The sequence below is a fragment of the Caballeronia sp. LZ043 genome, from assembly GCF_031451075.1.
GTDB lineage: Bacteria > Pseudomonadota > Gammaproteobacteria > Burkholderiales > Burkholderiaceae > Caballeronia.
The window spans coordinates 1,442,062-1,466,959 of the sequence record NZ_JARUXT010000004.1 but is presented as its reverse complement, the minus strand read 5'-3'; the positions used below and the strand labels follow the sequence as shown (position 1 = coordinate 1,466,959).

Annotated in this window: 19 protein-coding genes; 11 read left to right on the top strand and 8 right to left on the bottom strand. The window is 65.5% G+C overall.

Features of this window, described 5'->3' with window-relative positions:
- Nucleotides 1-17: 17 nt before the first annotated feature.
- A complete protein-coding gene (locus QCE64_RS34185) occupies nt 18-3,086 on the bottom strand; it encodes an acetoacetate--CoA ligase (protein ID WP_310008558.1) in 3,069 nt (1,022 codons plus the stop codon).
- A 515-nt stretch (nt 3,087-3,601) separates the two neighbouring features.
- Between QCE64_RS34185 and QCE64_RS34180 the strand changes: the two genes are divergently transcribed.
- The 4 genes from QCE64_RS34180 (at nt 3,602) to QCE64_RS34165 (ending at nt 7,054) form a co-directional block, all read left to right on the top strand.
- Entirely contained in the window at nt 3,602-4,561 is a 960-nt protein-coding gene (locus tag QCE64_RS34180; RefSeq protein ID WP_309927376.1) for a choline ABC transporter substrate-binding protein, read from the top strand.
- Between the two features lie 89 nt (nt 4,562-4,650).
- Entirely contained in the window at nt 4,651-5,580 is a 930-nt protein-coding gene (locus tag QCE64_RS34175; RefSeq protein WP_310008556.1) for a 3-keto-5-aminohexanoate cleavage protein, read from the top strand.
- A gap of 36 nt (nt 5,581-5,616) precedes the next feature.
- On the top strand, nt 5,617-6,564 hold the full coding sequence (locus tag QCE64_RS34170) for an L-carnitine dehydrogenase (RefSeq protein WP_310008553.1): 948 nt from the start codon (nt 5,617-5,619) through the stop codon (nt 6,562-6,564).
- 10 nt (nt 6,565-6,574) lie between these two features.
- Nucleotides 6,575-7,054: a thioesterase family protein gene (locus tag QCE64_RS34165; protein WP_310008551.1), complete on the top strand. Its 480-nt coding sequence runs from the start codon at nt 6,575-6,577 to the stop codon at nt 7,052-7,054.
- Here QCE64_RS34165 and QCE64_RS34160 read toward each other — a convergent pair.
- Complete coding sequence (locus QCE64_RS34160) at nt 6,997-9,258, bottom strand: heavy metal translocating P-type ATPase (protein WP_310008549.1); 2,262 nt, start codon at nt 9,256-9,258, stop codon at nt 6,997-6,999. The two genes, QCE64_RS34165 and QCE64_RS34160, sit on opposite strands and share 58 nt — an antisense overlap.
- Nucleotides 9,259-9,461: 203 nt before the next feature.
- Nucleotides 9,462-9,584: a hypothetical protein gene (locus QCE64_RS34155; RefSeq protein ID WP_310008547.1), complete on the bottom strand. Its 123-nt coding sequence runs from the start codon at nt 9,582-9,584 to the stop codon at nt 9,462-9,464.
- 155 nt (nt 9,585-9,739) lie between these two features.
- On the opposite strand from QCE64_RS34155, the gene QCE64_RS34150 reads away from it, so the two are divergent.
- From QCE64_RS34150 to QCE64_RS34140, 3 genes are all read left to right on the top strand, one after another.
- Nucleotides 9,740-11,197 (top strand): DUF1214 domain-containing protein, encoded by a 1,458-nt coding sequence (locus tag QCE64_RS34150; protein ID WP_310008546.1) that lies wholly within the window; start codon nt 9,740-9,742, stop codon nt 11,195-11,197.
- Between the two features lie 177 nt (nt 11,198-11,374).
- Nucleotides 11,375-15,073, top strand: a complete 3,699-nt coding sequence (locus tag QCE64_RS34145; protein WP_309935362.1) for a DUF748 domain-containing protein — start codon at nt 11,375-11,377, stop codon at nt 15,071-15,073.
- A 100-nt stretch (nt 15,074-15,173) separates the two neighbouring features.
- Nucleotides 15,174-15,611: a DUF29 domain-containing protein gene (locus tag QCE64_RS34140; RefSeq protein ID WP_309821148.1), complete on the top strand. Its 438-nt coding sequence runs from the start codon at nt 15,174-15,176 to the stop codon at nt 15,609-15,611.
- Nucleotides 15,612-15,653: 42 nt separating this feature from the next.
- On the opposite strand, the gene QCE64_RS34135 is transcribed toward QCE64_RS34140, so the two are convergent.
- From QCE64_RS34135 to QCE64_RS34125, 3 genes are all read right to left on the bottom strand, one after another.
- Nucleotides 15,654-17,225 carry a DHA2 family efflux MFS transporter permease subunit gene (locus QCE64_RS34135; RefSeq protein WP_310008544.1) on the bottom strand — a complete coding sequence of 524 codons (1,572 nt, stop codon included), beginning with the start codon at nt 17,223-17,225 and terminating at the stop codon, nt 15,654-15,656.
- A gap of 238 nt (nt 17,226-17,463) precedes the next feature.
- Nucleotides 17,464-18,246 carry an ABC transporter substrate-binding protein gene (locus tag QCE64_RS34130; protein WP_310008542.1) on the bottom strand — a complete coding sequence of 261 codons (783 nt, stop codon included), beginning with the start codon at nt 18,244-18,246 and terminating at the stop codon, nt 17,464-17,466.
- Nucleotides 18,247-18,269: 23 nt separating this feature from the next.
- Nucleotides 18,270-19,424 carry a methionine aminotransferase gene (locus QCE64_RS34125; RefSeq protein WP_310008540.1) on the bottom strand — a complete coding sequence of 385 codons (1,155 nt, stop codon included), beginning with the start codon at nt 19,422-19,424 and terminating at the stop codon, nt 18,270-18,272.
- A gap of 128 nt (nt 19,425-19,552) precedes the next feature.
- Between QCE64_RS34125 and QCE64_RS34120 the strand changes: the two genes are divergently transcribed.
- Complete coding sequence (locus tag QCE64_RS34120; RefSeq protein WP_310008538.1) at nt 19,553-20,479, top strand: LysR substrate-binding domain-containing protein; 927 nt, start codon at nt 19,553-19,555, stop codon at nt 20,477-20,479.
- A 15-nt stretch (nt 20,480-20,494) separates the two neighbouring features.
- On the opposite strand, the gene QCE64_RS34115 is transcribed toward QCE64_RS34120, so the two are convergent.
- Complete coding sequence (locus QCE64_RS34115; protein WP_309927354.1) at nt 20,495-21,649, bottom strand: branched-chain amino acid ABC transporter substrate-binding protein; 1,155 nt, start codon at nt 21,647-21,649, stop codon at nt 20,495-20,497.
- 368 nt (nt 21,650-22,017) lie between these two features.
- Between QCE64_RS34115 and QCE64_RS34110 the strand changes: the two genes are divergently transcribed.
- Nucleotides 22,018-22,446, top strand: coding sequence for a MarR family winged helix-turn-helix transcriptional regulator (locus QCE64_RS34110; protein WP_309909145.1), 429 nt, complete (start codon nt 22,018-22,020; stop codon nt 22,444-22,446).
- Between the two features lie 80 nt (nt 22,447-22,526).
- Entirely contained in the window at nt 22,527-23,234 is a 708-nt protein-coding gene (locus tag QCE64_RS34105; RefSeq protein WP_309927348.1) for an SDR family oxidoreductase, read from the top strand.
- A gap of 26 nt (nt 23,235-23,260) precedes the next feature.
- Here QCE64_RS34105 and QCE64_RS34100 read toward each other — a convergent pair whose 3' ends face one another.
- Nucleotides 23,261-23,677 (bottom strand): YciI family protein, encoded by a 417-nt coding sequence (locus tag QCE64_RS34100; protein WP_309927347.1) that lies wholly within the window; start codon nt 23,675-23,677, stop codon nt 23,261-23,263.
- A 201-nt stretch (nt 23,678-23,878) separates the two neighbouring features.
- On the opposite strand from QCE64_RS34100, the gene QCE64_RS34095 reads away from it, so the two are divergent.
- On the top strand, nt 23,879-24,898 hold the full coding sequence (locus QCE64_RS34095) for a LacI family DNA-binding transcriptional regulator (protein WP_310008536.1): 1,020 nt from the start codon (nt 23,879-23,881) through the stop codon (nt 24,896-24,898).

Genomic DNA, 24,898 nt, shown 5'->3' with positions numbered 1-24,898 from the left:
TGATGCGCGTTGCTCAGTCAGACGCGCGAGAGTGCGTGCGTCAGCGTCTGCGCGACCGTCGCGAGTTGCGGTTCGACCACCAGATCGGTGTGCCTGCCCTCGACCTTCATCACCTGCAAGCCATTCTTCGCGACGCGTTGCCATACCGGCAGCGGATCGCCGCGCATCGTCTCCAGAACCGTGGCGCGTACATAGACGATCGGGCCGCCCTGGTAATGACGCGGCGTGTAGGTCGTCATGGCGACGCGCATCGACTCGCGCACGCGCATCAGCGCGGGCGGCAGGCCCTGCGCGTCGGGCGCGGCCTTGTGGGCCTGATGCCCCAGGCGCATGCGCACGCGGTCCGCGAACGCGCCCGCCTTGGTGCGCACGTAGCCGAGTCGTGCCCGCGTATCGAGCGAGCGGAATTCACGCAGGCGATCGGCGATCACGTCCGCCTGGAAGCGTGTCCATTGCGGGAACGGCAGGCAGTGTTCGTGCACGTAGGTATCGAGCAGGCACAGCATCTCGATGCGCTCGCCCGCCGCCACGAGCTGCTGCGCAATCTCGAACGCGATCAGCCCGCCGAACGAATAGCCGGCGATCGCATACGGCCCTTGCGGCTGTACTTCGCGCATGCGCCGCACGTAGCCCTCGGCCATTTTCTCGACGCTGTGCTGCGGTGCTTCATCGCCGTCGAGTCCGAGCGCCTGCAGGCCGTACACGGGCCGCTCGTTTTCCAGCATGCCCGCGAGCGTCAGGCACTCCATCACCGAGCCGGTGATGCTGTGCGCCATGAAGAGCGGGCGGCCCGTGCCCGCGCGCATCTGCACCACGGTCGAGCCCGTGGTCTGCGATGCCGAACCCGCGGCGAGCACGGCCGCGAGACGCGCGATGGTCGGCGCGACGATCATCGTCGAGAGCGTCAGCGCGCGGCCCGTGGTGCGCTGCACGTCGGCGAGCATGCGCGCCGCCAGCAGCGAGTGCCCGCCGAGGTCGAAGAAATTGTCGTCGCGGCCGATCGGCGAGAAGCTGAAACACTGCTCCCACAGCGCGCACAGATAAGCCTCGAGTTGCGCGACGGATTCGCCCGGCGCCGGCAACGCGCTCTTCACGCGCGAAAGGGACGGGTGTTCGCGAATCCGTTCGAGACAATCCGGATTCGCCAGCGACGAGACATTGCGCGCCGGCAGGCCGTTCACCGCATCGCGGGCCGCGGCCTCGGACGGTTTGCCGTTGTGCGTGACCGGCAGCGCGTCAACCTGAACGATCACGTCGGGCACCAGCGCTGCGCTGCCCTGGCGTTTCAGCTCGCGGCGGATGCACGCGGCGAGCGCCGCGTTCATCTGCGCGCCGGGGCGCAGCACGAGCAGCAGCACGATGCGCTGGCCCGCATCGCCCGCATTGGTGTCCGTCTGCGGCACGGCCATCGCCTGGCAAACGTCCGCGATGCCGCTCAGGATGCGGTAGATCTCGCCCGGGCTCACGTTGATGCCGCGCACGTTGAGCACGCCGTCGCTGCGGCCATGCATGCGCGCCGAGCCTTGCGGCGAGAACTCGATTACGTCGCCATGCGTCCACATGCCTTCGTTTGCCGCGAAGTAGGCTTGATGAAAGCGCGTGCCGTCGGTATCGCCGAAGAAAGCAAGTGGCCGTGAAGGAAACGGATTGGTGCAGACCAGTTCGCCCGGCATGATGGTGCTCGCGCCCTGGTCGAACGCCTGCACGTCGAGGCCAAGGCTGCGGCACTGGGCCTCGCCCGCATACACCGGCAGGTTCGGATTGCCCAGCACGAAGCAGCCGATGATGTCCGTGCCGCCGGAGATCGATTGCAGCTGCAAGGGTTTCACGCGGTCGCGGACCCAGTGGAATTGCGCGTCGTAGAGCACGGCGCCCGTTGACAACACTGCGCGCAGCGCCGAAAGGTCGAATTGCGCGCCGGGTTCGAGACCGGCGTCCTCGCTCATCTTGAGATACGCGGGACTCGTGCCGAAGACCGTCGCGCGTTCGTTCGCAATGAGCCGCCAGAGCGTATCCACCGCGGCCACAGGGCCGTCATAGGTGACGATCTCCACGCCCGATGCCAGCGCGGACAATTGCCAGTTCCACATCATCCACGAACAGCTGGTGTGGAAGAACAGCTTGTCGCCGGGACCGAAGTTGCAGTGCAGCCGGTGTTCCTTCACATGCTCGAGGAGCGTGCCGCCCGCGCCGTGCACGATGCATTTCGGCTTGCCGGTGGTGCCCGACGAAAACATGATGAACAACGGGTGATTGAATTCGAAACGCTTCCAGTCGAAACGCAAGGCATTGCCGTGCAGGATCAATGCACGCATTTCGTGCTGACGCACTGTCACGGAGCTGGGCAATTCGGTTTCGTCGAGACAGACGATATCCGTGAGCGATCCCAACTGCATCGCGACAGCCGCGATGTGGCCCGAAATCGAGCCGCCGGTGTCGAAAGGCCGTTGCGTGGTGTGCGCGAACAACATCTTCGGTGCGAGCGGCGCGAAGCGGTCGAGGATTGCCTGCACGCCGTTTTCCGGCGCGGCCGTGGAGAGCGTGGCGCCCAGCGCCGTCACCGCCAGCGCGACGGTGATCGCGTCGCCGTCGTTGCGCATGATCGCGGCCACGCGGTCGCCCGGCTTGAGACCGAGTTCACTCAGTGCATGTGCAAGCCGCATGACGCGTTCGCGCAGTTCGCCACGGGTGTAGGTGATGCGGCGGCCATCGGCATAACGGGAGGTAAGTGCGGGAGTGTCGTCGGGCGCGATGCGCCTGCCTAGCAGATTCTCGGCGTAATTCAATTCGACATTCGGAAAGAATCGCGCTGTTTCGCATTGCGTGCCAATACAAACCGGTTCATCCGATCCGGACCATTCAAGTCCTTCAGCCGAATCGAGAAAGTATTTCCAGAACTGCCGATATTCACGGCACGCAAAAGCATGCAATCCGGCATAACTGCCGAAATGCTCGCCGATGATTTTTTCGAAGCCTTCCGTGAAGGCTGTCATGCGTGAAGCGCTGATCTGCTCGAAGGCGGGTTCAAACAATGGCTCGCGCGCGTAGCTGCGCGCACGCTCTCGGATAGCGTCCTGTCGGTCCATTTTTATGCACCTGTAATTGGACTGCATGGCTTTAAGCGCCTGGGTACTCGAACACAGACGGGAAATCTCTCTTTTTCCCCTTTTATGCGTCTGTGTCGACGCCCGGCGTCGATCCCTCAAACGCAGATTACTCGTCCGGAAGGCACGGCAATGTTCGAACACCCACAAAGTCTGCCGCCGTCAACGAAGGTTACTCTTGCTCGCGCGCATTTCATATTCATGAGTGGTCGCGTCGCGAAATGACACACTCGCGACATTCCCGACGCAACGGTTTCCTTAACATCGTCCGCCTGTCATGAGCAAGATAACTGCCAGCCAACATCAAGGCACGCAACGAAAAACTTTTTGACGTGGCGCCCGCTGCCGCACGAGCGGTTGATTTTCGACACAACGTCGCAAGCAGGCAAGTCGCCGTCGCCGGCGGACGTTCGCGCACTTTTATGCGGCGATACTTTCGTATCCATGCCGGCGCCCCGAACCGGTTCATCGAGACAACCCACCACGGAAGAACGCCAATGAGACATCGCCTGATTTCCCAGCTGCTGATGGCCGGAACCTGCGCCGCGGGCGTGGCGTTCGCCCTGACGCAGGACGCGCGTGCGGAAGATGCCAGTTGCAAGACCGTGCGTTTCGTCGATATCGGCTGGACCGACATCACGTCGACCACCGCGCTCGCGTCGGTCGTGTTCGAAGGACTCGGCTATGCGCCGAAGACCACGGTCGCCTCAGTCCCGATCTCGCTGGCCGGCCTCAAGAGCAAGCAGATCGATGTCTCGCTCGGCTACTGGTGGCCGGTGCAACAGAAGGCCGTCGAACCGTATCTCGAATCGAAGAGCATTCAGAAGCTCGATCCGCCGAATCTCTCCGGCGCGAAGGCGACGCTCGCCGTGCCGGCCTATGCCTACGACGCGGGCATCAAGACCTTCGCCGATATCGCGAAGCATCGCGACGAACTCGGCGGCAAGATCTATGGCATCGAGCCGGGCAGCAGCGCCAACGCGAAAATCCAGAAGATGATCGATTCGAACCAGTTCGGGCTCGGTGGCTTCAAGCTGGTGGAGTCGAGTGAAGCGGGCATGCTGGTGACGGTCGAGCGCGCCATCCGCGACAAGAAGCCGGTTGTATTTCTAGGCTGGGAACCTCACCCCATGAACATCCAGATGAAGCTCGACTACCTCTCGGGCGGCGATGACGTATTCGGCCCGAACTATGGCGAGGCGCGCGTCTACACGCTGACCAACACCGACTTCCTGTCGCGCTGTCCGAATGCCGGAAAGCTGGTGTCGAACCTGCGCTTCACGACCGATCTGGAAAACCGCCTGATGCAGCCCGTGATGAACAAGGAGCGCCCGCAGGAGGCGGCGAAGGCGTATCTGAAGAGCAATCCGCAGGTGCTGGATGCGTGGCTGGCCGGCGTGAAGACGGTCGACGGCAAGGACGGCTTGCCCGCGGTGAAACAGTACCTGGGGCTTTGACAAGCTGAGCAGTGCGCCTGAAGTTCTTCCGGACCTTCGGGCGAGCAGGGAAAGCAGGAACCCTAACAGTCTTCTGGAACGGAATATCCATGAACTACGAAGTCATCGTGACCTGCGCGGTCACCGGCGCCGGCGACACCACGGCCAGGCATCCCGCCATTCCCGTCACGCCGAAGCAGATCGCCGAAGCGGCAATCGAAGCCGCGCGCGCGGGCGCAACCGTCGCGCATTGTCACGTGCGCGATCCGAAGACGGGCAGAGGCAGCCGCGATCCGGCGCTGTACCGGGAAGTCGTCGACCGCATTCGTTCGTCGGATGTGGACGTCATCATCAATCTGACGGCGGGCATGGGCGGCGATCTCGAGATCGGCCCCGGCGAAGAGCCGATGCGCTTCGGGCGTGGCACGGATCTCGTCGGCGGGCTGACGCGTCTCGCGCACGTCGAAGAGCTGCTGCCCGAAATCTGCACGCTGGACTGCGGCACGCTCAACTTCGGCGACGGCGACTACATCTACGTCTCGACGCCCGCCCAGTTGCGCGCCGGCGCGAAACGCATCCAGGAACTCGGTGTGAAGCCGGAACTGGAGATCTTCGATACGGGGCATCTGTGGTTCGCCAACCAGCTGCTGAAGGAAGGTCTGCTCGATGACCCGCCGCTCTTCCAGCTGTGCATGGGCATTCCGTGGGGCGCGCCGCCCGACACCGGCACGATGAAGGCGATGGTCGACAACCTGCCGCCCGGCGCGCACTGGGCAGGCTTCGGCATCGGCCGCATGCAGATGCCGATGGTCGCCCAGGCGATGCTGCTCGGCGGCCACGTGCGTGTCGGGCTCGAAGACAACCTGTGGCTCGATCGCGGCGTCCACGCGACCAACGGCACACTGGTGCAGCGCGCGATCGAGATCATCGAGCGGCTGGGAGCGCGCACGCTCACGCCCGCCGAAGGCCGCAGGAAGCTGGGACTGCCCGCGCGCGGCGAACGTCCGCTCGACAAGCGCGCGCTCGAACAATTGGCCTGAACTTCACTCGCTCGAACTCAAACGGACCTCATCAACATGCAAGTCAAGCAATTCGCCGCGCTCGGCGCGGGTGTGATCGGCAGCGGCTGGGTGGCGCGTGCGCTCGGAGCAGGGCTCGACGTCACCGCATGGGATCCGGCGCCCGGCGCCGAAGCGCAACTGCGCGCGAACGTCGCCAACGCGTGGCCCGCGCTGGAGCGCGCCGGACTGGCGGCGGGGGCATCGCCGGAACGCCTGCGCGTGGTCGCGACGGTCGAGGAATGCGTGGCCCAGGCGGACTTCATCCAGGAAAGCGCACCGGAACGCGAGGAACTGAAGCTCGCGTTGCATGAGCGCGTGAGCCGCGCGGCCAGGCCGGACGCGCTCATCGCTTCTTCCACTTCGGGCCTGCTGCCGAGCGACTTCTATGCGCGGGCCCTGCATCCCGAACGCTGCGTGGTCGGGCATCCGTTCAATCCGGTGTATCTGCTGCCGCTCGTCGAAGTGCTCGGCGGCGACAAGACCTCGGGCGAGGCAATCGATGCAGCGATGAGCTTCTACGCGTCCATTGGCATGCGGCCCTTGCGGGTGCGCAAGGAAGTGCCGGGCTTCATCGCGGACCGGCTGCTGGAGGCGCTGTGGCGCGAGGCGCTGCATCTCGTGAACGACGGCGTCGCGACCACCGGGGAAATCGACGACGCCATCCGTTACGGCGCGGGCATCCGCTGGTCGTTCATGGGCACGTTCCTGACCTACACGCTGGCGGGCGGCGAGGCGGGCATGCGACACTTCATGCAGCAGTTCGGCCCCGCGCTGGAACTGCCGTGGACCAGGCTGGTGGCGCCGCAACTGACCGACGAACTGATCGACCGCGTGGTCGACGGCACGTCGCGGCAAACCGGCGGGCGCGACATCAAGGCGCTGGAGCGGTATCGCGACGATTGCATTTCGAGCGTGATGGAAGCGATTGCGGCGGCGAAGGCGCGGCATGGCATCGAGGACTGAAGGAGCGACGATGATCTACCGCGACACCGTGAAGGCCGAATGGGTCGATTACAACGGCCATCTGCGCGACGCCTTCTACATGCTGATCTATAGCCTCGCGACCGATGCCTTCATGGACCGCATCGGTCTCGACGACGCCGGCCGCCGCGCGCGCCAGCGCACCTTGTACACGCTGGAAGCGCACGTCAGCTATCTGCGGGAAATCAAGGAAGGCGCGGCGGTGCGGGTCGAGGTGCGGGTGCTCGCGCATGACCGCAAGCGCGTCCATCTCTACCTGGAGATGTTCGAGGGCGATTCAACCGAACCGGTATCGGCGTGCGAGCAGATGCTGATGCACATCGACACCGGCGGCGCGCCGAAGTCGGCTTCGTTCGATGCGGACGTCGCCGCGCGCATTGCCGCCGAGCCGACCGTCGCGCCGGAGCACGCGCGTCATGCCGGACGCGTGATCGGCTTGCCGGCGCGCGCTTCGTCCACCGCGCCGGCCTGAGCGCGCCAGTTGCGCAGCAACAGCGCGTTGGTCACGACGCTCACGCTCGAGAACGCCATGGCCGCGCCCGCGAACATCGGATCGAGCAGACCGAACGCCGCCAGCGGAATGCCGATCAGGTTGTAGACGAACGCCCAGAACAGGTTCTGCTGGATCTTCCGATAGGTGCGCCGCGAGATGTCGATGGCATCGGCGACCAGCGCCGGGTCGCCGCGCATCAGCGTGATGCCGGCGGCTTCCATCGCGACGTCGGTGCCGCTCGCCATGGCGATGCCGACATCGGCGGCGGCGAGCGCGGGGGCGTCGTTGATGCCGTCGCCGGCCATCGCCACGATGCCTTGCGCCGATGCCCGCAATTGCCCGACGACGCGCGCCTTGTCGTCGGGCAGGGTCTGAGCGAACACGCGCTCCGCCGGAATGCCGAGCGCACGCGCCACGGCGTGCGCGCTGCCTGCGTTGTCGCCGGTGATGAGCGCGCTTTGCACGCCCATCGCCGCCAGCCGTTCGATGGCCGCGCGGGCCGTCGGCTTGACGGTGTCACCGAAGGCGAGCAGTGCGAGCACCTCGTGCCGCGCCTGGGTCTCCTCGATCAGCCATGACACCGTGTTGCCGCGCGCTTCGAGCGCCTGCGCGCGTTCCCTGAGCGAAGGCGGCACGTTCGCCCCCAGTTCCGTGACCCAGCGCCCGCTGCCGATGGCGATGCGTCTGTCGTTCACACTCGCCTCGACGCCGCGCCCGGCGACCGCGCGCGCCGCGCTCGCCTCGAAGCGCGGCGCGTCCGGATCGTCCAGTGCGGCGGCCACGACGGCCTTGGCCAGCGGATGCTCGCTCGAAAGCTGCACGGCGGCCGCCAGCGCGAGCGCTTCTTCCCGCGTGTGTCCGGGAGCCGCCTCGAATTCGACGAGCGTCGGACGGCCGACGGTCAGCGTGCCGGTCTTGTCGAACGCGACGATGGCGATGGCATGCGCCTGTTCGAGCGCCTGTGCGTCCTTGATCAGGATGCCCTGGCGCGCGGCGACGCCGGTGCCGGCCATGATCGCGGTGGGCGTCGCGAGGCCGAGCGCGCACGGGCAGGCGATCACGAGGACCGCGACCGCGTCCAGCAGCGCCGTTTCCACGCCGGCGCCGTGCCACAGCCAGCCGGCCAGCGTGACGAGGGCGATCGCCAGGATCGCCGGGACGAAGACCGCGGCCACGCGATCGACCAGCCGCTGGATCGGCGCCTTGTCGGCCTGGGCGGATTCGACCAGCCGGATGATGCGCGCGAGCGTCGTTTCCGTGCCGATCGCCGTGGTTTCGATTTCGATCGCGCCTTCGCCGTTGACCGAGCCGCCGGTCGTGCGCGCGCCGCTTTCCTTTGCGACGGGCAGGCTTTCGCCCGTGATCAGCGATTCGTCGATGTGCGTGCGGCCTGCGCGCACGATGCCGTCCACCGGCACGCGCTCGCCCGGCCGCACGACCACGATGTCGCCGATGCGCACGTCCGCCAGCGGCACGTCGCGTTCGCGCGCCGGGTCGTCGCGGTCGCGCACGCGCGCAGTGGCGGGGCGCAGGGCGTTGAGCGCGCGGATCGCGGCGCTGGTCTGGCGCCGTGCGCGCGTTTCCAGCCACTTGCCGAAGCGCACCAGCGTAATGACGACCGCCGATGCCTCGAAGAACAGATGCGCGCCCATGCCGCCGTGCGCGAGCATCTGATAGACGGACAGCCCCCATGCCGCCGATGTGCCGAGCGCGACGAGCAGATCCATGTTGCCTGCAAACGCCCGCACCGCGCGATAGCCGCCCACATAGAAACGCGCGCCGAAGCCGAACTGCACGACGCTCGCGAGCGCCAGCTGAAGCCAGGGATCGAGTTCGAGGCCAAACATGGGCGCGAGCAGCGGCAGGGTGATGAGCGCGGCAGCCAGCACGGCGATGAGTTCGCGATCGACACCGGCGTCCACGGCCACGGCCGCCGGCGCCTCGGGCACGACGAGTGCGGCCTCATAGCCGGCCTTCGCGACCGCGGCGACGAGCTGATCGTCGCTGACGGCGGCGCTGGCGTGGACGGTGGCCTTCTCGGTGGCGAGATTGACCGCGACGCTCTCGACGCCGGGCACGCGTTTCAGGACCTTTTCGACCCGCATCACGCACGAGGCGCAGGTCATGCCGCTGACCGCGAATTCGGCGGTGCGGGCGGCTTGCGTGGATGATTCGGTGGACATGCTGGAACACTCCGGTCTGGCTGGGATGCGCGACATCGACGGATGGCAGACAGGTCGCGGTACTCCCTCACACCACGAGTATCGAGCTTCCAATCGTGGGAAGGTCAAGGCGGAAGCGCAGGAAAAGCAGGAGCGGCGTCGTGCATCGCTGAAACAATGCGGGCGATGGACCCCGTGTGCGGTCGTTTTTGGACCGATGAAGGTCACCGTATTCCGCTATCGTAGTGCGGGCTGACGAAGGCGCGCAGGAACCGCGTAAATACCTTGCCGGCGTGCATTTTCGGTGCCTTCAGCCCGATTTTTGAAACGCCGCTGGCCTTTTGCATGCTGCTTCTTGCCTATCGTCAGCGGATAAGTTAAAACCCGAATTCCGAGATGGCGCTCACGGTGTTGCGCTCGCAACCCGAAGCCGCGTTCCGGTCTGGACCATCCCGGATTTGCGAGCCAACCCAATCGAAAGAAAACCCGGATTCCAATTCGAATGAAGAACCACCGACGCTGGACGTTTCCGCTTGACGCTGCCCTGTGGATGAGCGTGAGCCTTGCGGGAATGGCCGTCCTGGCCGGTTGCGCCACCAGGGCGCCCGATGAAGTCAAAGCAAGCAGCCCCGGCTGGGTCAAGAATCAGGTGGCGGATGCCTATACGTTCGGCTTCCCGCTGGTCGCCAGCGACATCGCGCGCGAACGCGCCGGCGCCGCTCCGGGCCAGGGGGCGCTCAATACCTTCCGCCATGCGACGGCGTTGCCGCCGGCCGGCGCGACGGGCTGGCCGAGCGTCGATACGCTGGAATCGAGCGCCTGGCTCGATGTCTCCGCCGATCCGGTGATCGTGACACTGCCCGCCGCGCCGCGCGGACGCTATCTCGATGCCCGCGCGTTCGACGCCTGGACCAATGCCCTCTATTCCAGCGCCGACACCACGCCCTATCCGAAAACGCAGCGCATCGCCTTCGTGCCCGCCGGCTGGACCGGCACGCTGCCCACGGGCGCGACCCGCGTCGAGACCCGCACGCGCTATGTGTGGCTGTCGGTGCGCGTGCGCGTGAACGGTCCACGCGACCTGCGCGAGGCGCGCAAGCTGCAGACCGCGATGCACATCGACACCTTGACGCCCGCCAAGGGCTCCGTGTCGGATCCGACGCCGGTGGTCGCGGGCGCGTGGGGTTCGAGCACCGCGCGCCAGCCGGCGGTGCCGCCGCTGCCGAGCGGTCTTGCCGCGGCGACGCCCGGCGCGCAGGCCGAGGCGCTCGACGCCAACGCGTTCTTCGCGCGCCTGGCCCGTTCGCTCGACGACAACCCCGCCGCCACCGACGACAGCCACGCGATGAGCGGGCTGGCCGACCTGGGCGTGAAGCCGGGCGAGCCGGTGCAGTTCAAGAAGACGGATGCGCCGCTGCTCGATTCGGGCCTGAGCGATGCGCGCGAGCGGCTTGCCACTGTGCCGTCGAATGCGCTGACCAAGAACGGCTGGACCTGGTTCGGCGACGGCGTCGGCATCTACGGCACCGACTACACACTGCGCGCCTACCTTGCGCGCCGTCAGGTCGCGACGAGCACGAAGGAAGGCGAGGTCAAGCCGGTCGCCCGGACCGACAGCGAAGGTCATGCGCTGAACGGCGCGAACCAGTACACGCTGCACTTCACGCCGGATGCGCTGCCGCCGGTGCGCGGCTTCTGGACGCTCACCGCCTATACCAAGGACGGCGCGCTCGCGAATGGCAAGCTGCCGCGCCTGTCGATCTCGGAGCGCGACCGGCTGAGAAAGAACCGTGACGGCTCTTTCGATGTGATCCTGTCGGCGAAATCGCCGGGACGCGTGCACGCGGCGAACTGGCTGCCGGTGCCGGAAGGCGACTTCCAGCTCGCGCTGCGCCTCTATGCGCCGAAGCCCCAGGCAAGCGACGGTTCATGGGCGCCGCCTTCGGTCGATCGCGAGTGAAACGCCGGGCGCGATCATGAAGCGTCATGCAAAGGCCGCGATCCGTCGCGGCCGTTGCTTCTGAAGCGCGCAAGAGCGAACGTTTGCGGGCCGTGCCGTCGTATACTCGGGCTTCACTTATCCCGGACGGCGAGCTCGAGCGGCGCACATGCGGCGCGCTCGCCCGCCGCGCATCGAATGTCAAGCATCAGCAAGTCTTCTCTCGCGTCCGCTGGCCAGACCCTGCGCGGCGTCGTGCAGGCGCGGCGCACGCGGCGCATTTTCATCGGACTGGTGATCGCGCTGCTGGTCATCGGCGCGCTCGGCTTCTTCGTCGCGCCGCCGGTCATCCGGCATGTCGCCGAGCAGCAGCTTGCGAAGCAGCTCGACCGGCCCGTCAGCATCCGGCGCATCTCGCTCAATCCCTATACGCTCGACTTCGAAGCCAACGGCGTGCATATCGGCGAGTCGCCCGCCAATCTCGCGAAGGCGCCGGGCAGCCCGGCTGATTTCATCGACGTATCGCGGCTCGTCGTGCGTACTTCCTGGGCGTCCGTCATCAAGCTCGCGCCGGTCGTCAATGAGTTGAAGATCGATTCGCCGCGCATCCACGTCGTGCGCTACGACGGCGAGCATTTCAATTTCTCCGACCTCATCGAGAAGTTTTCGAAGCCATCGGCTGAGCCGTCTAAAGAGCCAGCGCGCTTTTCGGTGTCCAACATCCGCCTGGAAAACGGCCAGATCACGTTCGACGACCGGCTGCTCGACGCGAAGCACGTCATCGACCGCTTCGCGCTCGGCATTCCGTTCATCGCGACCCTGCCGTCCGCCACCGACATCTTCGTGACGCCGCTGTTGCAGGCGCGCATCGACGGCTCGCCGCTGGTCGTCAAGGGACGCACGAAGCCGTTCGCGGAGTCGCGCGAATCGGAGATCGCGCTGACACTGGACGGCCTCGACGTGCCGCAACTGGCGTCCTATGCGCCGGCATCGGTGCCGGTCGCGGTGAAGAGCGGCAAGCTGTCCACCGACCTCAACGTCAGCTTCTCGATTGCCGGCGATGCGCCGACGATCCGCATCGCCGGCACCGCCGATCTCGCCGATCTCGCCGTCACCGACAAAGCGAACGCACCGCTGGTCGCCGCGCGTGCGCTGCATGTGAAGATCGGCGATGCCGAGCCGTTGCGGGATATCTATCGGCTGGACGAAGTGACGCTCGCGAATCCCGACGTGCATCTCGTGCGCGATTCGTCCGGCCAGTTGAACGTGCAGAAGCTGGCGGGCGGGACGGCGCAGAAAACGCCGCCCGCGAAAGAGCACGCACCCGCCGCGGAGCCGGAGAAGGACGCGCCGCCGCTCGATGTGTCCATCCGCCATCTGGCGATCGAAGACGGCAGGATCGCCCTCGACGACCAGTTGCTGAAGCAGCGCGTGCAAGCCACGCTGACCGGCTTCGGCGTGACGCTCGACGGTTTTTCCACACTCGCGAAGACGCCCGCCACCTACACGCTGAAGACCGCGTTCGACCACGGCGGCGCGCTCGACGTCTCCGGCCGCGTGACGCTCGCAGCCAGACAGGCTGACGCGAAAATCGGTCTGAACGCCTTCGCATTGCCGCCGTTGCAGCCGTATCTGTCGAACCTGATGGCGGCGCGCGTGACGAGCGGCACGCTGGGCGCAACGCTGCCGGTTTCGGTCGACTGGAGCAAGCCGGATGGCGGCGTGCAGGTCGGCGCGGGCGAGGTCAGGCTCGACGCCGTCACGCTCGCGCCCACGGCGCAGGGTGTCGCGCCGGTGAAGCTGGCGTCCGCGCAGGCGAAGATCGCCAAGGTGGATGTGGCGGCGCGCCAGGCATCGCTCGACAGCGTGCAAGTGAGCGGCCTCGCCCTCGACGCGACGCGCCGCAAGGACGGCAGCATCGATCTGGCGTCGCTCGCCGGTCCGCACGAGGCCGCGCCGGAGCCCACCGCGACGCGCAAGATCCAGAAGGCGCAGGAAGCGGGTCCGGCGTGGCATTACCAGATAGGACAGATCGCGGTCGAGAACGCCTCGGCCGGCTTTACCGACGAGACGCTCGCGCGCCCGGTGAAGCTACAGATTGCGCCGCTCGCGCTCAACGTGAAGCAGTTCAGCGACGACCTGACCCGGCCGCTCGCGCTCGACGGCAAGCTGACGCTCAACGGCCGGGGCACGCTCGCGCTCGGCGGCAATGTGACCGTGAGTCCGCTCAAGCTGGCGCTGCACGTGAAGGGCGATCAGGTGGACGTATCCGCGTTCGAGCCGTACTTCGGCGACAAGCTCAACGTCGACGTGGCCAGCGCGAATGCCAACGCGAACGGCGACCTGACGCTGTCCGGCAGCGGCAAGACGCTCGCGGCGACGTACAAGGGCGATGCGTCGCTGACGGACGTGCGCATGATCGACAAGCTGACCAACGACCGCTTCGCCGGCTGGAAGCTGCTCGGGCTGACCAACATGAAGGTGAGCTACGACGAGCGCGGCACGGACGTCGAGGCGGCGCGCGTGACCTTCGCGAACTTCTACGGCCGCGTGCTGCTCGACGCGCAAGGCAAGCTGAACCTGAAGGGCGTGGTGGCGAACGAGAACGGCGCGACGCAGCCGGTCACGCGCGAGAAGGTCAAGGCCGCGCCGCCGGCCGCCGCGAGCACCGCGGCGCCGAAGGCCGCCGAGAAAGCGGGCCCGCCGGTGAACCTGCGCTTCGGGCAGCTCGTGCTGCAAAACGGCCGAGTCACCTACACCGACAACTTCATCAGGCCGAATTACACGGCGAATCTCGTCGCGATCAACGGGACGATCGGCGCGTTCGGCACGCATTCGACGACGCCCGCTCCCGTCGATGTCACGGCCAAACTCGCGGCGAACGGGCCGGTGTCGATCAAGGGGCAGGTGAATCCGCTGATCGACAAGCCCGCGCTCGACCTGACGGCGAGTGCCCATGACGTCGAGCTGACGAACCTGACGCCGTATTCATCGAAGTACGCGGGGTATCCGATCACGAAGGGCAAGCTGAACGTCGACCTGCATTACATGCTCGCCGACAACAAACTGACGGCGAACAATCACTTGTTCATCGATCAGCTGACTTTCGGCGATCACGTCGACAACTCGACGGCAACCAAGCTGCCCGTCCGGCTCGCGGTGTCGCTGCTGAAGAATTCGCGTGGCGAGATTGACGTGAACATTCCGATTTCCGGCTCGCTCGACAATCCGGAGTTTTCAATCGGCGGGCTGGTGTGGCAGGCTCTTCTCAACCTGGTCCAGAAGGCGGTGACGGCGCCGTTCACGCTGCTCGCGCATGCGTTCGGCGGAGGCAGTGGCGCAGATCTCAATTACATCGAGTTCAATGCGGGTTCGGCGGACCTGACGGACGCCGCGCAGAAAAAGCTCGAAACCATCGCGAAGGCGCTGGTGGACAAGCCGTCAGTGCGCGTGGACGTGACGGGCCGCGTGGATCCGAAAGTGGACGAGCCGGCGTTGCGTTCGGCGTGGGTGGACGCCCAGGTCAAGCGCGCGAAGGTGCGCGACATGGCGGGCAATGGCGAGAATGTGGACTGGAACGCGATCAAGGTGTCGGATGCGGACTACGACAAGTATCTGACCAAGGTCTACAAGTCGGCGGACTTCAAGAAGCCGACCAACTTCATCGGCATGACGAAGTCGCTGCCGGATGCCGACATGAAAGCCGCGCTGACCCAAAACGCGCCGGTCGACGAAGGCGCGTTGCGCGAACTTGCCCAGGAGCGCGCGCAGGCGGTGCAGGAGTACTTTGACGGGAAGATCGACAGCAAGCGGGTTTTCGTCGTGGCGCCGAAGCTGAACGCGGACGACATCAAGGACAAGGGGACGGGCAGCAGGGTGGATCTGGGCCTGAAGTGATGTGCGCTGGCCGTTGGCCGTTTGGACGACTTGGATGAACAAGGTTAACGAAACTAGTATCGGCGATACCGGGAATCAGGAAGAGAACGGGAGTCAGCCGATGGGAACACCGTATGAGAAGGACGTGGTGGCGTGGGCCAGGGAACAGGCTGCGTTACTGCGTGCAGGAAAGCTTGCGGCCATCGATATCGAGCATATCGCAGAGGAAATCGAGGCCGTGGGAAGGAGCGAGCAGAGAGAGCTGGTGAGCAGAATGTCGGTTCTGCTCGCGCACATGTTGAAGTGGCAATATCAGGCAGACCGACGAAGCCGGAGTTGGACAAGCACCATACGCACGCAACGGAAAGAGGTGAAGTTCGTGTTGCGTGATGCGCCGAGTCTCAAGTCCAACTTTGACAATCCGGAATGGATCGATCTGGTTTGGTCGAAAGCCAGAAACCTGGCGGAAGCAGAGACGGGAATCGAGTTTGAGCGGTTTCCGGAACTCTGCCCCTGGGCCATGCGCACGGTGCTTGACGAGGGTTTCCAGCTCGATTGATCGCGCGAGCGTATCGGGCTCGCGCTCGTGCCATCGCGAACCTCAATGCGCCCCCGAAGCCGCCCCGCCGCCGCCACCCTTCGCCACCTTCGTGATCCAGATCAGCGGGATGATCAGAATGAAGATCACCGCCGAGATCAGGAAGATATCGTTGAGGCCCATCATCGCGGCCTGCGAATTCACCGTGAAGTTGAACATGCCGCGCGCCTGCGCTTCGCCGATATCGAGCGTCGCCTGGGACGCGCCGAGCGAGTGCAGGAAGGTCGGGTTATAGATGTTCGCCTGCTCCGTCAGCCGTTCGTGATGCAGCGCGATGCGGTCGTCCCACGCATTGCCCGCGAGCGAGGTGCCCACCGCGCCGCAGAACACGCGCGCGAAGTTTGAAAGTCCCGCCGCGGCGGGAATCTTCGAGGGCGGCAGCCCTGACAGCACAATTGCCGTGAGCGGCACGAAGAACATGGCCATCGGAATGCCTTGCAGCAGCGTCGGCAGGACGAGATGCCAGGTGTCGATCTCGATCACGTACTTCGAGCGCAGCCAGAAGACGAACGCGAAGCCGATGAACGCCATCGTCGCAATGATGCGCGCGTCGCTACGCGGCAGCACCTTGCCCATGACGGGCGCGAGGATCACCGCGAAGATGCCGAGCGGCGCGGTGACCAGGCCGGCATCGACGGAGCGGTAGTTCAGGTATTGCTGCATCCACTGCGGCAGCAGCACCAGGTTGCCGAAGAACACGCCGTAGGCCACCGAGATCGCCACTGTGCCGCCGAAGAAATTGCGTCCGGCGAACAGCCGCAGATCCACCACTGGATTCGAATCGGTCAGCTCCCACACCACGAAGAACGCGAACGCGATCGCCGCGACAATCGCCAGCACGACGATCAGCGGCGACGAGAACCAGTCGAGGTCGCGTCCCTTGTCCAGCATGATCTGCAGCGACGCGACCCACGTCACGAGCAGCAGCAGGCCGACCACGTCGATGGGCGCCTTGCGCGTCGGCGACTCGCGGTCGCGGTAGATCATCCACGTCACGCCCGCCGCGAAGATGCCCACCGGAATGTTGATGTAGAAAATCCACGACCAGGAATAGCTGTCCGTGATCCAGCCGCCGAGCGCGGGTCCGGCGATCGGCCCGACGGTCGCCGTCATGGCCCAGAGCGAAAGCGCCATCGACGCTTTCTCCTTCGGATACGAGCCGAGCAGGATGGCCTGGGAGAGCGGAATCAGCGGCCCGGCGACCGCACCTTGCAAAACGCGCGCGAACAGCAGTACGGGAAGATTCGGCGCGAGGCCGCAGAGCCACGACGACAACACGAACATCAGGATCGCGCCGACGAACAGATGGATCTGCCCGAGCCGCTGCGTGAGCCAGCCGGTCAGCGGAATCGACACCGCGTTCGATGCGGCAAACACGGTAATGACCCACGTGCCTTCGTTGACGGACACGCCGAGGTTGCCGGAAATGGTGGGAATCGCGACGTTGGCGATGGACGAGTCCAGCACGTTCATGAACGTGGCGAGCGCCACGGCGAAGGTGGCGAGCACGAGTTTGCCACCTTCGAGCGGCGGGGGTGGGGCGGGCGCGGGACGGGGCGTCGTCGGTGTGCTCATGCGGCTCGGATTCGGGGGGACGATGGATCGAGCCGACAGTGTGCCTGTGCTTAATAAAAGTTGCTGAGGCAAACGGCAGAGGGGGTGTGTGGCTACGCGATTTCATGTAGATACGCGTTGACACATCTCAATTCGTGCGCCTAGCCTCGACTTATTGGAACTCGACGCGGAAAAGTTCGCGATCCGCGCGTTCCTGCTGCTGTAAGACGCGGCACAACGCCGCCGCGTCCTCGCCAGCTCACTTCGCCGAAATATCGATGTTTCCCAGATACTTCTTCGCGTATTTGTCGATGGTGCCGTCCGCGCGGACCTTCTCGATCGCCGCATTGAGCTTCGTCTTCAGCGCGTCGTCGCCCTTGCGCACGCCGTAGGCAATGCCGCTGCCGAGAATCCTGTCGTCGCGCACCGGTGCGCCCACGAACGCGAAGCCCTCGCCGTCGGGCTTCGAGAGGAAGCCGCTCTGTCCGGCGGGCGCGAGCACGAGCGTCGCGTCGAGACGTCCGGACTTCAGATCCGCATAGACCTGATTCTGGTCCTGGTACGGCACGACCTTCACGCCTTCGTTCTCCCAGTGGGCCTTGGCGAAGGTCTCCTGAATCGAGCCCTGCAGCACGCCCACGCTCTTGCCCTTCAAAGATGCCGGCGTCGGCTCCAGACCGCTGCCCTTCTTCGCGATCAGCTGCGTCGGCACGCGATACACCACCGTCGTGAAATCGATCGCCTGACGACGCTGTTCCGTGGCGTTCATCGCCGAATTGATCGCGTCGAACTTGCGGCCCTGCAACGCGGGAATCAAACCGTCGAACGACGTCTCGACCCACTTGCACTGCATCTTCGCGGCAGCGCACACCGCATTGCCGACATCGATGTCGAGCCCTTGCAGCTCGCCCGTCGAGGATTTCGATTCGAACGGCGGATACTGCGCTTCCAAACCGAAGCGCAAGGTGTCGGCGGCGAGAGCGGCGCCGCTCGCGAAGCCGCACGCAACGAGCAGGGCGGCGGCGAACGAATTCAGTTTCATCGTATGGGTCTCCAGGGAAAGCGTCAGATCGTGCAAAGGCGGCGCGCGCCTTCGATGAGCGTGCCGTCGTCCTTCGCGAACGACAGGCGGATCACGTGGTTGTCGGTGCCGTCGGTGTAGAACGCCGAAAGCGGGATCGTCGCGACGCGGGCTTCGCGGATCAGGCGCAGCACGAAGTCGCTGTCGCCTGCGTCGGAGATCGCGTCGTAGCGCGCCAGCATGAAAAAGCTGCCGGCGCTCGGCAGCAGTTCGAAGCGCGAGCCGGCCAGCGCGTTGGCGAGCAGATCGCGCTTGTGCTGGTAGAACGGCGCGAGATCGAGATAGCTCGATTGGTCCGCGAGCGCTTCGGCGAAGGCGATCTGCATCGGCGTATCGGCGGCGAAGGTCATGAACTGGTGGATCTTGCGAATCTCGGCCGTCAGCGCCGCGGGCGCGAGACAGTAGCCGACGCGCCAGCCGGTCACGTGATACGACTTGCCGAACGAGCAGACGATCACGCTGCGCTCGGCCAGCGCCGGATAGCGCGCCATGCCGTGATGTGGCGCGCCGTCGAACACGACGTGCTCGTAGACTTCGTCGGACAGCACGATGATCTTCGTATCGCGCGTCAGGGCCGTGAGCCGCTCGATGTCCGCGTCCGTGAACGCGCTGCCGGTGGGATTGTGCGGCGAGTTGACCAGGATCATGCGCGTCTTCGGCGTGATGGCGGCCGCGACTTCGTCCCAGTCGATGCGAAAGTCCACCGGCGACAGCTTGATCGCGACCGGCGTCGCGCCTTGCAGTTGCACGATCGGCCCGTAGCTGTCGAAGGACGGTTCGAAATAAATGACTTCGTCGCCGGGATGCACGAGCGCGCTGATCGTCGCGTACAGCCCTTCGCTCGCGCTTGCGACCACGGTGATCTCCGTGCCCGGATCGTACTGCGCGCCGTACAACCGCTGGGTCTTCAGCGCGATCGCCTCGCGCAGCGCGAGCACGCCGGACATCGGCGCATACTGGTTATGTCCCGCCCGCATGGCTCGCTCGACGCTTTCGATCAGCTTCGGCGAGCAGGCGAAGTTCGGCGCGCCTTGCGAGAGATTGAGCGCGTCGTGCTCCTCGGCCAGCTGGCCGATCACTGTGAAAATGGTCGTGCCGACGCTGGGCAGCTTCGATTCGGGAATGCAGGCGCTGTGCACGGCGGTGTCTCCGGAAGGGCGGTTCGACGAGAATTGCCGTCGATTCAACCGCGGCAATAAAGCGGGGACAATCGAAACTTTGTCATACTAGCCATGCTTGCAGATCATGGCTACATGCCGCAAACCCGATGAAACCGCTGCCCTCGCTCGATGTCCTCAAGACCTTCCTGGTCGTCGCCCGGAAGCTCAATTTCACGCGCGCGGCCGAGGTGCTGAACATCACGCAGGGCGCGGTGAGCCGGCAGATCGCCGGACTGGAGGCGCATCTCGGCTATGCGCTCTTCACTCGCCAGGCGCGCGGACTGGCGCTGACGCATCACGGCGCGCTGCTGATCGCGCCCTTGCAGCAGGCGTTCGGCCAGATCGACGATGCACTGGCGCGAGGCGGCGCGCAATCCGGCATTCTGCGCGTGAAGTGCCCGACCTGCGCGATGCGCTGGGTCTTGCCGCGCGTCATCCGGCTGCAGAACGAGCGGCCGGAACTGGTGGTGGAGGTGACGGCTTCGGTGTCGCATGGCGTCGAGTTCAGCGCCGAGCCGTTCGATGCCGCCATCGTGTTCGGCGCGGCGCCCGCACAGAAGGGCGTGACGAGCCATCATCTGTTCGACGAAGTGCTGACGCCCGTGTGCGCGCCGGCGCTCTGGAAGCCGAAGCGGCAGCCTCCGCCGACCCCCGACGATCTCGCCGGCGAAACGCTCCTGCACCCCACGCGAGATCGGCGCGACTGGCTGCGCTGGCTCGAGGCATACGGTCATCCGGGTTTGCCGTCTACGAAGGCGCAGGATTTCGACACGCTCGATCTCGCGATCTCGTCCGCGATGCAGGGACTCGGCGTGACCATCGGCGACGTTGCGCTGATCGAAGAGGACTTGCGGGCGCAGCGCGTGATCGCGCCGTTCACGCTGTGCGTGCCGAGCGGCGCGGCCTACTGGCTGACGTATCCGGAGCGGCCCGCGCCGTCGGCGGCGTTGCGGCAGTTTGCGCGCTGGCTGAGCGACGAGGCCGCGCACACGCGTGCGCGGCTGGAGGCCCGGACGCAGGCGGCCCAGGCCTGAGCCGCGCGAGTCAGATCACATGCCGTGCTTGGTGACGACCGATTCCCACTGGCCGTTCTTCACCTGATACAGCGTCGACGAGGCATTCTTGAGCGCGCCATTGCTGTCGAACGCGATGGGCCCGGTGATGCCTTCGAACGAGTTCGACTTGAGCACCGGCCGGTACACCTTCGGATCGATGGAATTGGCCTTCTGCATCGCGTTGATCGCCGCCCACGCCGCGTCATAGCCGAACGGCGCATACGAAAGAATCGCGACGCCGAAGCGCTTCTGGAACTTGTCGCTGAACGCCTTGCCTTCGGGCAGCTTGTCGAGCGGGCTGCCGTATTCCCAGGCCTGCGCGCCCTCGGCTGCATCGCCGGCGAGCTTCAGGAAATCAGCGTCCATCACGCCGCCGCCGCCCACGAACTGCGCGTTCATGCCGAGCTGCTTCATCCGCTTGACGACCGCCGCCGCTTGCCGGTCCAGCCCGCCGAAGAAGATCAGGTCCGCGTTGGCCGCCTTGATGCGCGTGAGTTGCGCGCTGAAGTCGACGGTCTGGTTGTCGCTGTATTCACGCGTGACGATGTTGCCGCCCTTCGCCTTGACCGCCTTCTCGAACTCGTCGGCTTCGCCCTGGCCAAACGCGGTACGGTCGTCGATGATGGCAATGCGCTTCGCCTTCGACGTCGTCACCGCATAGACACCGGCGTTGCCCGCGTTCTGCGCGTCGCTCGAAATCACCGTGAAGACGTTTTCGAGGCCGCGTGTGGTGATGGTCGGATTGGTCGCGGCCGGGTCGATCACCGGAATGCCGGCGTTGTTGTAGACCGGCGAGGCGGGCAGCGTCGTGCCTGAGTTGAAGTGGCCGACGACCACCGCCACGCCGTCATCCACCAGCTTCTGCGCCGCCTGCACGCCGATGCGCGGATCGGCCTGATCGTCTTCCGCGTGAATCTCGAACTTGGCTGTCTTGCCGCCGATGGTGATCTTCTTCGCGTTGGCTTCGTCGAGCGCGAGCTGCACGCCGTTCTGAAGGTCCTTTCCGTATCCCGCGTTCGCGCCGGTCAGCGGCGCGGCGAAACCGACCTTCACCGTCATGTCTTCCGCCGACGCCGTCAGCGGCGCGGCAGCAAACGCGACCGTGGCGCAGGCAACGGCCCAGGCCAGAGGTTGAGTAAGAAAGCGCATGGTTTCCTCTCCTTTTTAGTGTGGCAATCGAATGGAACACGAGCCCTTCCGTGCCGGCAAGACGGACTTGCCCTTGAGCGTGCGGGCAACCGCCGCCGCCGACATGCCTGGCGACGCTCGGACAGCGGACATGCGCAATGTAGGAAGCCAATTTCGGCGCGTCTTGAAGTTTCGTCGCGCCAGACGTGCGGATTTCGGCACAGGCCCGACGGCGCCTGCGCGCAAGCCGGGCGCGGCTTCGGGCGTTTCGCCGCCCATTCGCGCGCGACGATTTGCTTCCACCGGCCAAAAGCCGCCGATGCCCTGCCTATCGGCGTCATTGATTTGCCGACTTGACAGAGTGCATATGCACAAACTATTCTCCCTGCATGACTTCCAATTCATCTCCTCTGGATTGCAACTGCTTCGCCATTCGTCAGGCGGCGCGTTACGTGTCGCAGATGTACGAGCGGCATCTGAACGTGGCGGGCATCACGGCCGCGCAGTTCACGCTGCTCGCGGCCATCGGGCGCAAGCCCGGCGTGCAGATGGCCGAACTCGCCGAGCAAATGGTCATGGACCGCACCACGCTCGTGCGCGCGCTGAAGCCGTTGCAGCGTGACGGCATCGTCGAGGCGGCGCAGGAGTCGCGCAGTTCGCGCGCCGTCGGTCTGCGGCTCACGGCGCTCGGCAAGGACACGCTCGCCAAGGCATCGGCGCAGTGGCGCGCGGCGCAGGAAGAATTCGAAGCGAAGTTCGGCGAGCAGCGCGCGAAGGCCTTGCGCAAGTCGCTCTTCGAATTGACGACGATGGAGTGATTGGAACAACCTCGGCTCGCTTCACGTGAGCCTTTCTTTTACGTCATTGTGTGCATATGCACTTTGAAGCGGAGTTCATCATGGAAATCAAGGGAAAAGTCGTACTGGTCACGGGCGCCAATCGCGGTCTCGGCAAGCAATTCGCGCTTTCGTTGCTGAAGGCGGGCGCCGCCAAGGTCTACGCGGCCGCGCGCGATCCGAAGAGCGTCGATATTCCGGGCGTCGAAGCGATTCGCCTCGACGTGACAAACGCCGCCGACATCGCCGAAGCCGCAGCCACGTACACCGACGTGCAGGTGCTCGTCAACAACGCGGGCGTGACGACGCGCGGCAAGCTCGTCGATCCGGCGTCGACCCAGGGCATCCGCGACGTGCTCGAAATCAACACCTTCGGTCCGATCGCGCTGACGCAGGCTTTCGCGCCGGCGTTGAAGAAGAACGGCGGCGGGGCGGTCATCAACATCTTGTCGGTGCTGAGCTGGGTCTCGTTGCCGGCGGGCGGCGCGTATCACATCTCGAAGGCGGCGATGTGGGCGGCGACCAACGCGTTGCGCGAAGAACTGCGCGAGCAGGGCACGCTGGTGGTCGCGGCGCATCCGGCCTACATCGACACCGACATGACCGCGGGCGTCACCGGTGCGAAGTCGACGCCGGAGCACGTCGTGAACGAAGTGCTCGCGGCGGTGGCGCGTGATCAGGAGGAAGTGCTCGTCGATGAAACCGGGCGCGCCGTCAAGCAGTCGCTCTCCACCGACAAGCCGATCTACCTGACGGGCATTCCGCGCTGAGCGAAGCCGAACGCCAGGCTAAGCGACTAGTCCTTCGCGGCCTTGTGAAGGTCTTCGAAGCCGGCGGCTGCCTGCTGCACGTCGGGCGGGCAGTCTTCCATTTCCATGACCTGGCGGATTTCGATCGTTTCGTTGTCGCCCGCCGGACAGCGCTTCGCCCACTCGATGGCTTCATCGCGCGACTTCACCTGCAGCATCCAGTAGCCGCCGAGTACTTCCTTGGCCTCGGCAAACGGGCCGTCCGTCACGCGCGGCTTGCCGCCTGCGAAGCTGACGCGCGCGCCCATCGAAGGCGGATGGAGGCCATCGAGCGCGAGCAGCACGCCGGCCTTCTGCAATTCCTCGTTGTACTTCATCATCGCGGTGACGGCTTCGGCGCTCGGCATCGTGCCGGGTGCGGCGCTTTCGTAGCCGCGCGGGATCATCAGCATCATGAATCGCATGAGAGGGGTCTCCGGAAGGTTGAGAACGCGAGCATGAATGTGCCCGTTCGAACTCTACGACGACTGACGCCACGCCAAATCGACAGCTGTCGGAAAGCAGCGGATTGGCGTTTGTCCCTAGTCGATTGGTGTTGCCTTCGCGACCGTACGACCAAATAATGTAATCCATTACATCCCGTTGGCCGGTCGGCGGCGCAGCGTATGCCGGAGACGGTTCGTCCACGCGAGGAAGTGTCCATTGCCGATGTCGCGCAGCGCGCGGGCGTTTCGGTGGCGACGGTGTCGCGCGTGCTCAACGGCCATACGAACGTTCGCGAGGTCACGCGCGAGAAAGTGCGTGCCGCGGTGGCGTCGAGCGGTTATCGCATCAACGAGCTCGCGCGCAATCTGCGCACGGCCGAAAGCCGCCTGCTGCTCACCATGGTTCCCGACTTCGGCAATCCGTTCTATGCGGCAATCGTGCGCGGCATCGACAGCGTCGCGCGCCAGAACGGCTACTTCATGCTGTTGTGCGATACCGGCGCGGATCCGCTGCGCGAGCGCAGCTATTTCGATCTGTTGCGTGGCCGGCGCGCGGACGGCGCGATCTGCCTCGATCCGGCCGCCGTGCAGAAGGCGCTGGCCGAAGAGGCCTCGACGTTGCCGTGGGTCGCGTGCTGCGAGTTCGATCCTGCTGCGGGCGTGCCGTATGTCGGCATCGACAATCATCTGGCCGCGGGCGAAGTCGTGCGCTATCTGCTCGGCAAGGGCCACCGGCGCATTGCGCTGATCAACTCGGGGCAAGGCTATCTCTACGGCCGTCAGCGGCTCGCGGGCTATCGCGATGCGTTGCATGACGCCGGCATCGAACCGGATCCCGCGTGGCTGATCGAGCTCGACAGCCTGGACTATGACGCAGGCGAAGACGCGGCCGCGCGTCTTGCGGCGCTCGGCGCAACGCGGCCGACTGCGGTGTTCGCTGTCTCGGATACGCTGGCCATCGGCGTGATGAACGGCTTGCGCGGCGCGGGCCTCGCCGTGCCGGACGACGTCGCGGTGGTCGGCTTCGATGACATCGCCGTGGCAGCCCATGTCGATCCGCCGCTCACTACGGTCTCGCAGCCGATGCAGCAACTCGGCGAATCGGCGGCTGAGCTGCTGCTCAAACGCCTGCGCGATCCGCGCGCCGACGTGCCGGGCGTGTTGCTGCCGCATCGGCTGATCCAGCGTGGGAGCGCCTGA

Excerpts from the sequence above, each read along its gene's own strand:
- QCE64_RS34095 (WP_310008536.1), top strand. The coding sequence starts at position 23,879 with ATGCCGGAGACGGTTCGTCCACGCGAGGAAGTGTCCATTGCCGATGTC.
- QCE64_RS34145 (WP_309935362.1), top strand. The coding sequence starts at position 11,375 with ATGTCAAGCATCAGCAAGTCTTCTCTCGCGTCCGCTGGCCAGACCCTG.
- QCE64_RS34140 (WP_309821148.1), top strand. The coding sequence starts at position 15,174 with ATGGGAACACCGTATGAGAAGGACGTGGTGGCGTGGGCCAGGGAACAG.
- QCE64_RS34135 (WP_310008544.1), bottom strand. The coding sequence starts at position 17,225 with ATGAGCACACCGACGACGCCCCGTCCCGCGCCCGCCCCACCCCCGCCG.
- QCE64_RS34110 (WP_309909145.1), top strand. The coding sequence starts at position 22,018 with ATGACTTCCAATTCATCTCCTCTGGATTGCAACTGCTTCGCCATTCGT.
- QCE64_RS34120 (WP_310008538.1), top strand. The coding sequence starts at position 19,553 with ATGAAACCGCTGCCCTCGCTCGATGTCCTCAAGACCTTCCTGGTCGTC.
- QCE64_RS34155 (WP_310008547.1), bottom strand. The coding sequence starts at position 9,584 with ATGCAAAAGGCCAGCGGCGTTTCAAAAATCGGGCTGAAGGCACCGAAA.
- QCE64_RS34105 (WP_309927348.1), top strand. The coding sequence starts at position 22,527 with ATGGAAATCAAGGGAAAAGTCGTACTGGTCACGGGCGCCAATCGCGGT.
- QCE64_RS34150 (WP_310008546.1), top strand. The coding sequence starts at position 9,740 with ATGAAGAACCACCGACGCTGGACGTTTCCGCTTGACGCTGCCCTGTGG.
- QCE64_RS34100 (WP_309927347.1), bottom strand. The coding sequence starts at position 23,677 with ATGCGATTCATGATGCTGATGATCCCGCGCGGCTACGAAAGCGCCGCA.
- QCE64_RS34185 (WP_310008558.1), bottom strand. The coding sequence starts at position 3,086 with ATGGACCGACAGGACGCTATCCGAGAGCGTGCGCGCAGCTACGCGCGC.
- QCE64_RS34165 (WP_310008551.1), top strand. The coding sequence starts at position 6,575 with ATGATCTACCGCGACACCGTGAAGGCCGAATGGGTCGATTACAACGGC.
- QCE64_RS34180 (WP_309927376.1), top strand. The coding sequence starts at position 3,602 with ATGAGACATCGCCTGATTTCCCAGCTGCTGATGGCCGGAACCTGCGCC.
- QCE64_RS34115 (WP_309927354.1), bottom strand. The coding sequence starts at position 21,649 with ATGCGCTTTCTTACTCAACCTCTGGCCTGGGCCGTTGCCTGCGCCACG.
- QCE64_RS34160 (WP_310008549.1), bottom strand. The coding sequence starts at position 9,258 with ATGTCCACCGAATCATCCACGCAAGCCGCCCGCACCGCCGAATTCGCG.
- QCE64_RS34175 (WP_310008556.1), top strand. The coding sequence starts at position 4,651 with ATGAACTACGAAGTCATCGTGACCTGCGCGGTCACCGGCGCCGGCGAC.
- QCE64_RS34130 (WP_310008542.1), bottom strand. The coding sequence starts at position 18,246 with ATGAAACTGAATTCGTTCGCCGCCGCCCTGCTCGTTGCGTGCGGCTTC.
- QCE64_RS34170 (WP_310008553.1), top strand. The coding sequence starts at position 5,617 with ATGCAAGTCAAGCAATTCGCCGCGCTCGGCGCGGGTGTGATCGGCAGC.